Source organism: Azospirillaceae bacterium (genome assembly GCA_028283825.1).
In the GTDB taxonomy this organism is placed as follows: domain Bacteria; phylum Pseudomonadota; class Alphaproteobacteria; order Azospirillales; family Azospirillaceae; genus Nitrospirillum.
On record JAPWJW010000002.1, the window covers coordinates 428274 to 442223 of the forward strand.

11 protein-coding genes are annotated in these 13950 nt (G+C 68.3%); 5 read left to right on the top strand and 6 right to left on the bottom strand.

Annotation, left to right across the window (positions count from 1 at the left end; translation table 11 throughout):
* Positions 1-158 precede the first annotated feature (158 nt).
* The 3 genes from PW843_10645 to dctP are packed head-to-tail and all read right to left on the bottom strand — an operon-like array spanning position 159 to position 3149.
* Complete coding sequence (locus PW843_10645; GenBank protein ID MDE1147061.1) at positions 159-1505, bottom strand: TRAP transporter large permease; 1347 nt, start codon at positions 1503-1505, stop codon at positions 159-161.
* Positions 1492-2073: a TRAP transporter small permease gene (locus PW843_10650; protein ID MDE1147062.1), complete on the bottom strand. Its 582-nt coding sequence runs from the start codon at positions 2071-2073 to the stop codon at positions 1492-1494. The genes PW843_10645 and PW843_10650 overlap by 14 nt, the downstream gene beginning before the upstream one ends.
* Positions 2070-3149 carry a TRAP transporter substrate-binding protein DctP gene (gene dctP, locus PW843_10655; protein MDE1147063.1) on the bottom strand — a complete coding sequence of 360 codons (1080 nt, stop codon included), beginning with the start codon at positions 3147-3149 and terminating at the stop codon, positions 2070-2072. The genes PW843_10650 and dctP overlap by 4 nt, the downstream gene beginning before the upstream one ends.
* Positions 3150-3683: 534 nt before the next feature.
* On the opposite strand from dctP, the gene PW843_10660 reads away from it, so the two are divergent.
* The 3 genes from PW843_10660 (at position 3684) to PW843_10670 (ending at position 7503) form a co-directional block, all read left to right on the top strand.
* The gene (locus PW843_10660) at positions 3684-4358 is read left to right on the top strand and encodes a GntR family transcriptional regulator (protein ID MDE1147064.1); all 675 of its coding nucleotides are present in this window, start codon (positions 3684-3686) and stop codon (positions 4356-4358) included.
* 78 nt (positions 4359-4436) lie between these two features.
* Complete coding sequence (locus PW843_10665; GenBank protein MDE1147065.1) at positions 4437-5921, top strand: malonyl-CoA decarboxylase; 1485 nt, start codon at positions 4437-4439, stop codon at positions 5919-5921.
* Between the two features lie 40 nt (positions 5922-5961).
* Entirely contained in the window at positions 5962-7503 is a 1542-nt protein-coding gene (locus PW843_10670; protein MDE1147066.1) for a malonyl-CoA synthase, read from the top strand.
* Between the two features lie 129 nt (positions 7504-7632).
* Here the strand turns inward: PW843_10670 and PW843_10675 are convergent, their stop codons facing one another.
* Positions 7633-7800, bottom strand: a complete 168-nt coding sequence (locus PW843_10675) for a YdcH family protein (GenBank protein ID MDE1147067.1) — start codon at positions 7798-7800, stop codon at positions 7633-7635.
* Positions 7801-8355: 555 nt separating this feature from the next.
* Here PW843_10675 and PW843_10680 point away from each other — a divergent pair.
* Complete coding sequence (locus PW843_10680) at positions 8356-9702, top strand: MFS transporter (GenBank protein ID MDE1147068.1); 1347 nt, start codon at positions 8356-8358, stop codon at positions 9700-9702.
* 127 nt (positions 9703-9829) lie between these two features.
* Here the strand turns inward: PW843_10680 and PW843_10685 are convergent, their stop codons facing one another.
* Both PW843_10685 and PW843_10690 read right to left on the bottom strand, forming a co-directional pair.
* Positions 9830-11335, bottom strand: a complete 1506-nt coding sequence (locus PW843_10685) for a hypothetical protein (GenBank protein MDE1147069.1) — start codon at positions 11333-11335, stop codon at positions 9830-9832.
* On the bottom strand, positions 11332-12087 hold the full coding sequence (locus PW843_10690) for an ABC transporter ATP-binding protein (protein ID MDE1147070.1): 756 nt from the start codon (positions 12085-12087) through the stop codon (positions 11332-11334). The genes PW843_10685 and PW843_10690 overlap by 4 nt, the downstream gene beginning before the upstream one ends.
* A 188-nt stretch (positions 12088-12275) precedes the next feature.
* Between PW843_10690 and PW843_10695 the strand changes: the two genes are divergently transcribed.
* A complete protein-coding gene (locus PW843_10695; protein ID MDE1147071.1) occupies positions 12276-13946 on the top strand; it encodes an alkaline phosphatase family protein in 1671 nt (556 codons plus the stop codon).
* Positions 13947-13950 lie beyond the last annotated feature (4 nt).

The following is a 13950-nucleotide window of genomic DNA, read 5'->3' on the forward strand; positions in this document are numbered from 1 at the left end:
CCCTTTCCGGTCCGCCTGCGGCTCCCCGGAAAGGTCCGGCGGCCCCGGTCGGGGCCTACAGCGGCATGAGGTGCTCATGCCGCTGGGGTGTGTGGAGACTGAAAAGAAAACGGGGCGCTCCTGGTGGGGCGCCCCGTTTGTCTTCGGCTGTGGGTTCCTCAGCCGGCGTAGACCGCCGCCGGCAGCCAAGTGGCCAGGCCCGGGATGAGGCATAGGGCCAGGATGGACACCAGCATCAGGGCGACGAAGGGCAGCACGCCCAGGATGACGTCGCGCAAGGGGATGTCCGGGGCGATGTTCTTGATGACGAAGATGTTCAGGCCCACCGGCGGGTGGATCAGGCCCATCTCCATCACGATGGACATGATGATGCCGAACCAGATCAGGTCGAAGCCGGCGGCCTTCAGCGGCGGCAGGATGATGGGTGCGGTCATCAGGATGATGCTGACCGGCGGCAGGAAAAAGCCCAGCACCACCACCAGCAGCAGGATGGCGGCCAGCAGCAGCCATTTCGACAGGTGCATGCCCACGATCCACTCCGCCGCACCCTGGCTGATGTGCAGGTAGCTCATCACGTAGGAATACAGCAGCGACATGCCGATGATCATCATCAGCATGGTGGACTCGCGCAGGGTGGACATCAGGATGGGCCCGACCTGCTTGGGCCGCCACACGCGGTAGATGCCGGCCACCATGACCAGCGCCATGACGGCGCCCAGGCCGGCGGTTTCCGACGGGGTGGCGATGCCGCCGTACAGCGCGAACATCACGCCGATCAGCAGGATGATGAAGGGCAGCACGCGGGGGATGGCGGCGAAACGCTCCCGCGCCGTGAAGGTGTCGGTCCGCAGCAGTTCCGACCACTCCCCGCCCTGGGCATGGGCCACCGCCGCCGCCGTCTTTTCCTGGCGGTAGCGCACGACGGCGTAGACGGCGAACAGCACGACCATCAGCACGCCCGGCCCGATGCCGGCCAGGAACAGCCGGCCCAGCGACTGTTCCGCCGCCACCGCGTACAGGATCAGGGTGATGGACGGCGGCAGCAGGATGCCCAGGGTGCCGCCGGCGGCGATGATGCCGGCGGCGAAGCCCGGGGAATAGCCCCGGCGCCGCATTTCCGGGATGCCGGCGCTGCCGATGGCGGAACAGGTGGCGGGGCTGCTGCCGGCCATGGCGGCGAACAGGGCGCAGGCGAAGACGTTGGCCACGCCCAGGCCGCCCGGCACCCGGCCCATCCACACGTGCAGCGCGGAATAAAGGTCGGAACCGGCGCGCGACCGGCCGATGGCCGCCCCCTTCAGGATGAACAGCGGGATGGTCAGCATGGTGATGCTGGCCATTTCCTCATAAACGTTCTGGGTGACGGTATCCAGCGAGGCCGCCGGCATGAAGAAATACATGAAGATGACGGCCACCCCGCCCAGCGCGAAGGCGATGGGCAGGCCGGCGAACAGGGCCACCAGCGTGGCCGCACCGTACAGCAGGCCGATCTCAACCGTGCCCATGGGCATGTCCTTCCTTGGGGGGCTCGACCGGCGCCGGCGCCAGCACTTGCAGGGCGATCTGCAGGGTCAGCAGGCTCATGCCCACCGACATGGCGAGATAGGGGATCCACAGGGGCGGCGCCCAGGAGGAGAAGGTGGCGTAGCCCTCCACCCAGGCCTCATGCCACAGGATCCAGGATTTCCAGGTGAAGAAGCCGCAGAAGAAGAAGGATAAAAGGTCCGCCACCCAGCGCCGGGCGCTTTCCACCCGCACGGGCAACAGGCCGCCCACCGCCTCGATGGCGACATGGCCCCGGCGGGACTGAACGTAGGCCGCCGACAGGAAGGTGGCGCCCACCAGCAGGAAGATGGCCGTCTCATCCTGCCAGTCGGCGGATGCGTGCAGGAAATAGCGCACCATCGCCTCTTCCGTCATGACGACGCCGGCGGCCACCACCGCCACCGCCGCGACCACGGCGATGGCGTGGTTGAGGAAGGCCAGCGCCTTGCCGGCCAGGCGGATGGGGGCCGGCGTGCCGCGCGGCAGGCGGGCGGCGGCGGGCCCTTTGTCCAGTTCCGCACCCCTCATGCCACGTCCTCGGCCAGCTTCAGCAGGGCGGCGTTTTCGGGGCTGCGCTCGGCGAAGTCCTTCCAGGCGGTCTCGCGCGCGATGGCCCGCCACTCGTCCATCACCTTGTCGTCCATGTCCACCACCTTGACCCCGGCCTTGGCGTAGATCTCGGCCACGCGCTGGTCGTCCTTCTTGGCCTCTTCCAGGCCGAAGGGCTCCATCGCCTCACCGGCGGCCAGGATGGCCTTCTGCTGGTCGGCGGGCAGGGCGTCGAATACCGTCTTGGACATGAACAGCGGTTCCAGCATGTACCAGAAGCTTTTCTGCCGGGCGGCGGTCAGGCTCTTGCTCTGTTCCTCCAGCTTGAAGGAGATCAGGCTGGTGGAACTGGTGACGGCGGCGTCCAGGGCGCCGGTCTGCATGCCGGCGTAAATCTCGTTGGACGGGATGGAGGAGACGGAGGCGCCGGCCGCCTTGAACAGCATGTCCATCTCACGCGATCCGCCGCGGATCTTGATGCCCTTCACATCGGCCGGGTGCAGCACCGTGCCGGCGCGCGAGGCCACACCACCCGCCTGCCACACCCAGCTGACCAGCTTCACGCCCTTGGCCTCCAGCGCCTTGGTCATGGCGGCGCCGATGGGCTTGTTCTTCCAGGCCAGGCCCTGTTCATAGGTGGTGACCAGGCAGGGCATCAGGCCCAGGTTCATCTCCCCGATCTCCCCGCCGCCGTAGGGCATGGGGTACAGCGTCAGGTCCAGGGCGCCTTTGCGCAGGGCCTGCAACTGCGCCACCGTCTTCATCAGGGATGAGGCCGGGTAGATCTCGAACTTCAGGGCGCCCTTGGTTTCCGCCTCCACCTGCGCCGCGAACTTGCGGCACAACCGGTCGCGGAAATCGCCCTCCGTCAGGGTGCCGCCGGGGAACTGGTGGGAGATCTTCAGGGTGGTCTGGGCCTGGGCCCGTGAGGCCAGGCCGAAGGTGCCGGCGCCCAGCACCGCGCCACCCAGGCCGAGGGCCACAGGCGTGCCCGCCAGTCCGCCCAGCAGGGTGCGGCGCGTCAGGCTGGCGGAGAATGTCTTGTCAGTCGACATGGGTTTTTTCCTCACCGTGGGCGGGCGCCGGTCGTGTGATCGCACCGGCATTGGGGTTGGGACCGTGGGCGTCGGGGAATGGGTGCAACGTCAGGTGATGGCAATGGCGCGCCGCGACCGATGGGGCCGCAACCTGTGAAAGGTGCAGGGCGTTTCCCCGGCGGTGGCCAGGGGCCCGGCCGCCGCGTGTTGGGGCGACTCGGGGGCAATGATCACAAGAGGACGGGTGCGTCTGTTCTTCCCTGATCCCGCAATTGCTCAATGAATGCTGCAATTGCGAAATATATCTTTATTTGCATGTGCTTGCTTGGTCGGAGCATGTCAGAGCAACCCAGGCGCGTCAATCTCTGAAACGCAAGATTGATGATCTTGCATGCAGGAAGATACGTAGTGTATGCGTAATGACAGGGAGAAAACGAAGGTGAGACCGGTCGATAGCGGCCGTTGCCGGCATTTTATTTAAAGACAATGCTTTCAAAGCCTTCGCTTTAAGAAGCCCGCGCATCAAGCGCACTCCTAGCCTTGAGGATGCCCATGGCCCTTCCGGAAACACGATCCGATCAGTTGGCCCGCGCCTTGGAGGATGACATCTGCGCCGGCCGCGCCCTGCCGGGCATGCGCCTGGACGAACAGGTGCTGGCCCAGCGTTTCGGCACGTCGCGTACCCCGGTGCGCGAGGCGCTGAAGATGCTGGCGGCCCAGGGTTTCGTGGAGATACGGCCGCGCCAGGGGGCGGTGGTGGTGGGCCTGGACGTGCGCCAGGTGCTGGAACTGTTCGAGATCATGGCCGTGCTGGAGGGGCTGTGCGCCCGCCTGGCCGCCCGGCGCATGACGCCGGCGGAACGTGCCGACCTGGTGGCCGTCCACGCCGAATGCCAGCGCCTGGCCCTGGCCGGCGACCCGGACGTCTATTACGCCATGAACACCCGCTTTCATGAGGTGATCTACGCCGGCAGCCACAACCGCCAGCTGGAGGAGGAGACGCGGCGGGTGCGCAACCGCCTGTCGCCTTATCGCCGCAACCAATTGCATCAGCTGGGCCGCGTCGCCAAATCAGTGCAGGAGCATGACGACGTGGTCCGCGCCCTGCTGGAGGGCGACGCCGACCGGGCCGAATCCCTGATGCGCCGGCACATCGGCATCCAGGGCGACGGCCTGTCGGATTTCGTCTCCAACATGTCCTCGCCCGGCGTGGCGGCGGTGGGATAGGCGGGCCTTGGCCGTTGCGCGCCGGGCGGCGGGTGCTATCTCACTGCCTGTGACTTTCATTCCGCGAGGCCCGATTCCATGAGCAGCACCACCTTCTTCCGGTCCATGCTGACCACCATCGCCGATCGCGGCCGCGCCCTGCTGCACCGCCATGGCCCCATGGTGGAGGACCTGCTGGAGGACGCCGCACGCCTGATGCCGTCCCGGCCGCCGGCCAGGCGCGACCTGCCCAGCCTGTGCGACACCCTGCTGTCCGGGCGGGGGGAGGCGTCGGGCGTGGCGCTGGCGGGGCAGATCCTGGACCAGTGGGCGGCCCTGGACGCCGACGGCCGCCGCGCCTTCCTGCTGGACCTGGCCTATCGTTTCGGTCCCGATCCCATCAAGCTGGACCGGGCGATCGAGGCCTATCGCGCCACCCCCGGGGCCGGCACCGCGCTGACCCTGCACACGGCGGCGGAGGCGCGGCGCCAGGAACTGTTCCGCCGCCTGAACCTGGCGCCCGGCGGGACGGAGGCGGTGGTGCGCATGCGTGAGACGCTGTTCCAGATCCTGGCCAAGGCCGAGGGCGTGGAAAAGGCGGCGCTGGAGGCGGTGGACGCCGACTTTTCCCATCTGCTGGCGTCGTGGTTCAACCGGGGTTTCCTGGTGCTGCGCCACATCGACTGGACCACCCCGGCCAACATCCTGGAAAAGATCATCCGGTATGAAGCGGTGCATACCATCCGCGACTGGGACGATCTGCGCCGCCGCCTGGCGCCGACCGACCGCCGCTGCTTCGCCTTCTTCCATCCCCAGCTGCTGGACGATCCGCTGATCTTCGTGGAGGTGGCGCTGGCCCCCGACATCCCGGCCAGCATCGACGCCCTGCTGGCGGAGGACCGCGCGCCCATCGCGGCGGAGCAGGCCACCACCGCCGTGTTCTATTCCATCTCCAACTGCCAGGAGGGTTTGCGTGGCGTGTCCTTCGGCAACTTCCTGATCAAGCAGGTGGTGGAGGATCTGCGGCGTGAGCTGCCCAATTTGCGCACCTTCGTCACCCTGTCGCCGGTCCCGGGCTTCGCCCGCTGGTTATCCCGGGAACGCAAGGATGAGAATTCGGCCGTGCTGGTGCCGGCGGACAAATCCATCCTGGCGGCGCTGGACCAGCCGGACTGGCAGGCCGACCCGGCGGCGGCGGCCACCCTGACGCCGGTGTTGCAGCAGGCGGCGGCGCATTATTTCCTGAAGGCCAAGGCGCGGGGCAACCGGCCGGTGGACCCGGTGGCGCGTTTCCACCTGGGCAACGGCGCCCGGCTGGAACGCCTGAACATCCTGGGCGACCTATCGCCCAAGGGGCTGTCGCAGGCCCATGGCCTGATGGTGAATTACCTGTATAAGCTGGATGACATCGAGACCAACCACGAACGTTATGCCGACCGGGGGGAAGTGGTGGCCGCCGCCGCCGTGCGCCGCCATCTGCGGGCCGAGACGGGCGACGAGGCCAGGAAGCCTTCATCCAAGGCCAAGCCGGCCGCCAAGGGGGCCCGCGCCGCCGACACGCCCGATCCCCAGCCCCACGCCTGATTATCAAAAGACGCCTTAAGACGCCGGAGTGTGATCCCAAATGGCCAACCATCTGTTTTCCCTGATCCGTGGCCGCATGCCGGCGCCCGAGACGCCCTTCATCATCGCGCCTGAGACCAAAGGCCAGCCGGAACGGACCCTGACCTACGGCGACGTGGTGGCCCTGTCGGCCCGCCTGGCCAATTTGCTGGTGGCGCGCGGTGTGCTGCCCGGCGACCGCGTGGCGGTGCAGGTGGAAAAAAGTCCCGAGGCCATCGTGCTGTACCTGGCCTGTGTGCGGGCGGGTGCGGTCTACCTGCCGCTGAACACCGGTTACACCCTGACGGAACTGGACTATTTCATCGGTGACGCCACGCCGCGCCTGGTGGTGTGCGATCCCGCCAAGGCGACGGCCATCGGTGACCTGGCGCGGTCCAAGGGTGTCGCGGCGGTGGAAACCCTGGGCGGGCAGGGGGCGGCGGATGCCGGCACCCTGCTGGCCGACGCGGCGGATCTGTCCGACACCTTCGTCGACGTGGCGCGGGAGGCGGGCGACCTGGCCGCCATCCTCTACACCTCCGGCACCACCGGCCGGTCCAAGGGGGCGATGCTCAGCCATGACAATCTGGCCTCCAACGCCCTGACCCTGGTGGATTACTGGCAGTTCACCGGCAAGGATGTGCTGCTGCACGCCCTGCCCATCTTCCATACCCACGGCCTGTTCGTCGCCACCAACACCCTGCTGCTGGCCGGCGGCACCATGATCTTCCTCGCGAAGTTCGATGCCGATGAGGTGATGCGCCAGTTGCCGCGCGCCACCACCATGATGGGTGTACCCACCTTCTACGTCCGCCTGCTGCAGCATCCGGGCCTGACCCAGGCGGCGACGGCGCACATGCGCCTGTTCATCTCCGGCTCCGCCCCCCTGCTGGCGGAGACCCACGACAGCTGGCGGGAACGCACCGGCCTCGCCATCCTGGAACGCTATGGGATGACCGAGACCAACATGAACACCTCCAACCCCTATGACGGGGACCGGGTGGCGGGCACGGTGGGTTTCCCCCTGCCGGGCGTGGCCCTGCGCGTGGTCGATGCGGAAACCGGTGCCGCCATTCCGCAGGGCGAGATCGGCATGATCGAGGTGCGCGGCCCCAACGTCTTCAAGGGCTATTGGCAGATGCCGGAGAAGACGGCGGCCGAGTTCCGGGCCGATGGCTTCTTCATCACCGGCGATCTGGGCAAGATCGACGGGCGCGGCTACGTCCACATCCTGGGCCGGGGCAAGGACCTGGTGATCTCCGGCGGCTACAATGTCTACCCCAAGGAGATCGAGACCGAGATCGACGGCCTGCCCGGTGTGGTGGAGAGCGCCGTCATCGGCGTGGCCCATCCGGACTTCGGCGAGGGCGTGACCGCCGTGGTGGTGCGCCAGAAGGGGACGGCGGTGGACGAGGCCGCCGTGCTGGCGGCACTGGAAGGGCGGCTGGCCAAGTACAAGCAGCCCAAGCGCGTGCTGTTCGTGGACGACCTGCCGCGCAATACCATGGGCAAGGTGCAGAAGAACCTGCTGCGCCAGGAATACCAGGATTTGTATAAGAAATAATACGCGGGGCATGAGTTTATAAAAAAAGACCGGATGGGGTAAATCCATCCGGTCTTCATCATCTGCTGGCGGGCCGCGCCACAGCGTCGGACCCACCGGGATTTACGTGGCCAATGGCCGCGCGGCGGATCAGTGCCGCGTGTGTTCGTCGATTCTTTCCTTAAGCCTGAGCTTTTCGAATTTCATGCGCTGCACCTCGGCGCTGTCATGATAAGGGCGGGCCAGTTCGGCATGGATCCTGTCTTCCAGGCTCGCATGCTTCTGGCGCAGGCTTTCGACGAAATTGTCAGTGGCCATAGTCCCCTCCGGTTATCAGTTCAAGGGATAGGGGCGGAAGTCGCCTGTAATGTTCGCGATGATGGGCCGGTTCTGGCAGTATTGGTGACCAGATCCCCTTTGACACAACAATTGATGTGGTAAGGGGCGTTGTTATTTTCCGTGCATCGATCGCTAGACGACGGTTGCCGCCTTGACGCGGTCATGCCGCAGTCACAAATGCTACGCCGATCCCGAGTCGAAGTCTTCAACAAATTCGGATAGCCATAGACGATTGGGGTAGGGGGCCGGTGGCCGCCCGGCGCAGCCTATGACATACGCCTTGGGGGCGCCGGCTGCGGCCTATGATACGCGCGGCATTTGAACGTGACCGTTCAAATGCCGCCCCTCAAGCGCCGGGCGCGGCCATCCGGTCGCTTGGCTTCCTCAGTTTCTGGTCCACTTCGTTCCCCAGAAACTTCCGGCGGACGCGGTCGCGTCCTACAGCGGAACAGATACGCGTTCTTGTCGGTTCTTGAAATATGGGTAATTGCCCGTATTATGGCCCGACCGCATTCCAGCCGGACACATCGCACCATGACCGATAGTCCCGAGACAGCCGCCCCCGGCGCCCATCTGCCCCACCACGGCACCGCCCCCGCCCTGTCCCGGCGCCTGGCGGCCAGGATGGCGGGCCGCGCGCATTACGGCTGGGTGGTGGCGGCCCTGGTGTTCGCCACCCTGCTGGTGGGTGCGGGGGTGCGGTCCGCACCCGGCGTGCTGTTCGTGCCGCTGGAACAGGCCTTCGGCTGGGACCGCGCCACCATCGCGGCGGCGGTGTCGCTGAACATCTTCCTCTACGGTTTCATGGGGCCGTTCGCCGCGGCGCTGATGCAGGCCATCGGCGTGCGCCGCACCATCCTGATCGGCCTGGGCCTGCTGGCCGCGGCCACCGGGGCCAGCACCTTCATGACCGCACCCTGGCAGATGATGCTGTCCTGGGGGCTGCTGGTGGGCCTGGGCAGCGGCGTCATCTCCATGGCGCTGGCGGCCACCGTGGTCACGCGCTGGTTCGTGACGCAGCGCGGCCTGGTCATGGGCCTGCTGACCGCCAGTTCGGCCACCGGCCAGCTGGTGTTCCTGCCCGGCATGGCGGCGCTGGCCACCCATTTCGGCTGGCAGGCGGTGGGCTTGACCGTCTGTGCCGTGGGCCTGGCGCTGATCCCGCTGGTGGCCCTGCTGCTGCCGGACAGCCCGCGGTCCGTCGGCCTGGTGCCCGTGGGCGGGACGGCGGCCGACGATCTGGGGCCGCGCGCCGGCAACCCCATCGCCATCGCCTTCCTGACCCTGGGCCGGGCGGCCAAGTCGCGCGACTTCTGGCTGCTGTTCGCCAGCTTTTTCGTCTGCGGCCTGTCGACCAACGGCCTGATCGGCACCCACCTGATCTCCGCCTGTTTCGACCAGGGCATTCCCGAGGTGGCGGCGGCCAGCCTGCTGGCGCTGATGGGCCTGTTCGACCTGGTGGGCACCACCGGGTCCGGCTGGCTGTCCGACCGGGTGGACAGCCGCAAGCTGCTGTCGTGGTATTACGGCCTGCGCGGCCTGTCCTTGTTCTACCTGCCCATGTCGGGCTTCAGCCTGTACGGCCTGTCCCTGTTCGCCGTGTTCTACGGCCTGGACTGGATCGCCACCGTGCCGCCCACCGTGCGCCTGATCACCGACCGCTTCGGCCGGCGCGACGCGCCCGTCATCTTCGGCTGGGTCGGCACCGGCCACCAGATGGGCGCCGCCCTGGCGGCCTACGGCACCGGCTTCATCCGCACCGAATGGGGCAGCTATTTCCCCGCCTTCCAGGTGGCCGGCCTGGCCTGCGTCGTCACCGCCATCTTCGTCCTGTTCGTCAACCGGCGGCGCGCGGATGAAGCACTGTCACCGGCTGAGTGACCGATCACCTCCGGCACCTGCCATAGGACGCGACCGCGTCCGCCGGAGCCTTTCGGGGAACGCAGTGGACTGAAAAGGCGAGGATAGCCCAGCCGGCGGATGCCGGCGCCCGGCGCGTGAGGGAAAACTAAAGAGGCGTCCGCAGGATGGCCAGCAGGCCCAGCAGGCCGGCGGCGACCAGGCCGGCATAGATGTTGTGGCCCTGCATCATGAAGGCCGTGGCCATCCAGCCATAGCCCATCAGCATCTCCACCAGGGTGCGGCCCACGGCCTTGCCGCCGGCCCCCTTCTTGTTGGGCCGCAGCAGGGCCTGCTGCTGGGCAGTGCCGGTCAGGGGCTGTACCCACAGGCTGGACACCACGCCGCTGACCGTCGCCGCCACGCCGCAGGACAGCACGGTCAGGGCGGTCCAGGGGCTCCAATGCAGGACGGCCAGGGCCGCGACCGCCACGGCGGCCAGCGGCGGCAGGCTGGCCGCCTCCACCTTGGCCCAGCGCAGGCGGCGGGCCGGGACGGGGGCGGCGTTGATCAGGTCGGCGGCACCGTCGGTCAGGGCCAGCTTTGCCAGGACGCCGGCCGCCAGGGCCGCCACCGGCACCATCAGCAGGCTGATGACCACGGGCTGGGCCCGCCAATATTGCTGCATGGACAAGCCCAGGACGATGGCGCCGCTCGCCTGCTGGAACAGCAGCATGGTCAATTGCGGGTGGCGGCGCATCAGGCGCCATTCCTTGCGGCGCAGGGACGGGCCCAGGCGGTCGTGGAAACGGGCGGCCTTGGCCGCGCGGCCCTTGGGTGTGGCGGCACCGGCGGCGGCGGCCGAGGCGGCGACGAAGGCGGTGCCCGTCCGCGTCACCACCGCCGCGAAGGTGCCCACGCACACCAGCACCAGCAGCGCCAGGGGCAGCGGGTCGCCCATGAACGCCCGGCCGGGCCACAGCAGGACGGCGATCCAGCCCTTGCCCAGGTCCTGGCCGCTTGCCCAGGCGACATAGGGCATGGCCAGGCGGGGGATCTGCCCGGCGAAGGCCATCACCAGGCCGGTCAGGGCCGCCACCGTCTGGCCGACGGCCTTGGCCCGCCGCACCCCCACCCAGCGCACCAGGCCCAGCGACAGCAGCAGGGCCAGCGCCGTGACCAGCAGGGCCAGGGCCGGCAACGCCAAATAGGCCGCCAGCCATTGCGGATGGCCGAACAGCGCCCCCATGTTGGCGATGGGCAGGATGACCACCGCCGGGAACAGCAGCGTGGACAGCGCCACCGCCAGCGCGCGGGCCGGCAGGATGACGGCGGGGGACAGGGGGGAGGCCAGCAGCAGGTCGAAATCGCCCCGGCTGTACAGCGCGTCCAGCGCCCGGTACAGCGCGGTGCCGGCCATGAAGCTGCCGGCGATGATCGCCGCGACGGTGCCCCCGACGGCGGTGGTGAAGGTGCTGGACAGCGACCGGGCCAGCAGGAAACCCAGGCCATGGAACAGCAGCATCATGCCCAGCAGCCAGAACAGGAGCGCGTTGGACGACAGGCGGACCGAGCGCCAGGCCAGGCGCAGCTCATGCCGCAGCAGCCAGGGCAGCGATCCCGGCCGTGCGAAGCCGCCCGGGGCGGCGTCCGTGGGCATGGCGGCGTCCGTCATGCCGGCACCGCCGTGGGCTTCGGCGGCGCATCCGCCACCAGATCCAGGAACACCTCTTCCAGCGTGCTGTCGCTGCGGCCCACCCGGCCGCGCAGTTCGGCCAGCGTGCCTTCCGCCAGCAACTGGCCGTCGCGGATGATGCCGATGCGGCCCACCAGCCGCTCCGCCACGTCCAGGATGTGGGTGGTCAGGATGATGGTGGCGCCGGCCTTCACCCGTTCCGTCAGGATATCCTTGACCTCGCGGGCGATGGCGGCGTCCAGGCCGGTCAGCGGCTCATCCAGGATCAGCAGGCGCGGGTTGTGGATCAGGGCGCCGGCCAGGGCGGTCTTCTGCTTCATGCCGCGGGAGAAGCCCTCGCACCGCTCGGCCCTATGCTCCCACAAATCCAGGCGGTGCAGCAGCTCATCCGCCCGGGCCAGGGCGTCGGCCGCCGGCACCCCCCACAGCCCGGCCACGAATTCCAGGAATTCCAGCGGGGTCAGCTTGTCATAGATCAGCGGCTCGTCCGGCAGCCAGGCGATCTGGCGCTTGGCGGCGATGGGGTCGGCCAGGGCATCGATGCCGAACACCCGCACCGTGCCGGCGTCGGGCGCCAGCAGGCCCACGATCATGCGCAGCGTGGTGGTCTTGCCGGCACCATTGGGGCCCAGCAGGCCATAAAACTCCCCCGGCGCGATGGTCAGATCCAGACCCCGCACCGCCGGCCGGCCAAAACTCTTGGCCAGGCCCCTCACTTCCAACGCCGTCATGTTCCCCCGCGTGCCAACGATCTCGGCGTTTCCACCTTAAGTCAGGTGGTGCCGCAGCCACAAGCCGGGCAAATCACATGACATTTCAAAGACAAGGCCAGACACGTGTTGCGATCGGGCCGCCAATGGAAAACAACTGCGCGGACCCTGCGTGGATTGGTCGCATGGGGTGAGGGGGGAGAAAAGCCGTGACGCGTTGGTATTCCAGGATGATGGCGCCGCTGTGCGCCGTGGCGGCCCTGCTGGCCGCGCCGACCCTCGCCATCGCGGCGGATAGCCCAGCACCTGCGCCCAAGCTGGTGGTGCTGGTGTCGGTCGACCAGTTCTCCACCGACCTGTTTCAGCAGTATCGCAGCCATTTCACCGGCGGCCTGCGCCGGCTGCTGGATGGCGCGGTGTTCCCCAACGGCTACCAGAGCCACGCGGCGACGGAGACCTGCCCCGGCCATTCGACGCTGATGACCGGTGACCGCCCGGCCCGCACCGGCATCATCGCCAACGACTGGTACAGTTTCCGCGGGCCCCGGCCGGGCAAGATCTACTGCGCCGAGGATGAGAGCAAGGGCAGCTACAAGGCCTACGTCCCCTCGGACGTGCACCTGAAGGTGCCGACCCTGGGCGAACGGCTGAAGGCCGCCGATGCCGACGTGCGTACCGTTTCCGTCGCCGGCAAGGACCGGGCGGCCATCATGATGGGCGGCCACGCCGTGGATGAGCTGTGGTTCTGGAAGGACGGCCCGGGTTTCGTCTCCTACGAGGGCCGCACGGCACCGGCGGCCGTGACCGCCGTCAACCAGGCCGCCTTGGCGGAGATCGCCAAGCCTGCGAAGGAATATGCCGAGCCAGAGTGGTGCCGGGCCATCGACATGGCCGTCGCGGTGGAACGCAAGGACGATGTCCTCACCGTCGGCAACGGCCGCTTCGCCCGCCAGCCCGGCCCTAAGGCGGAGGCGCAATGGCGCGCCTCCCCCGCCTTCGACGCCGCCATCGTCGATCTGGCCATCCGGCTGGTCAAGGACATGAAGCTGGGCCATGGCAAATCCATCGACGTGCTGACGGTCGGCGCCTCCGCCACCGACTACATCGGCCACAGCTACGGCACCGAAGGGTCGGAGATGTGCATCCAGATGGCCAACCTGGACCGCACGCTGGGCAAGCTGGTGGCGGCCCTGGATGCCACGGGGACCGATTACGTCCTGGCCCTGTCGGCCGACCATGGCGGCAACGACATTCCGGAACGTGAGCGCCTGCGCGGCATGCCGATGGCGGCGCGCGTGGATGACGGGCTGGTGGCCGAGAACTTCGGCAAGAAGGTGGCGCCCCTGGGCGTGGACGGCACGGACCTGCTGTACGGCGGCAACAACGGCGACGTCTGGGTGGGGCCGTCGGTGGCCGGCGCCTGGCGGACCAAGGTGCTGGCCGATGCGCTGGCCCTGTATCGCGCCGATCCGCAGGTGGCGGCCGTCTACACCGCCGCCGAGGTGGCGGCGGCACCGGTGCCCACCGGGGCGCCGGACGCCTGGACCCTGCTGGACCGCGCCCGGGCCTCGTTCGAGCCCAGCCGGTCCGGCGACCTGGTCGTCTTCCTGAAGCCGCGCATCACCGCCATCGCGGCCAAGCCCGCGACCTACATCGCCACCCACGGCAGCCCCTGGGACTATGACCGGCGCGTGCCCATCCTGTTCTGGCGCAAGGGCATGACGGGCTTCGAACAGCCCCTGTCGATCGAGACGGTGGACATCATGCCGACGCTGGCGGCCCTGGTGGGGTTCAAGCTGGAACCGGGCGAGGTCGATGGCCGCTGCGTCGATCTGGACGGCGGGAACGGCGACACCTGCCCGGCCGCCGCCGCGCAGTGAGCCC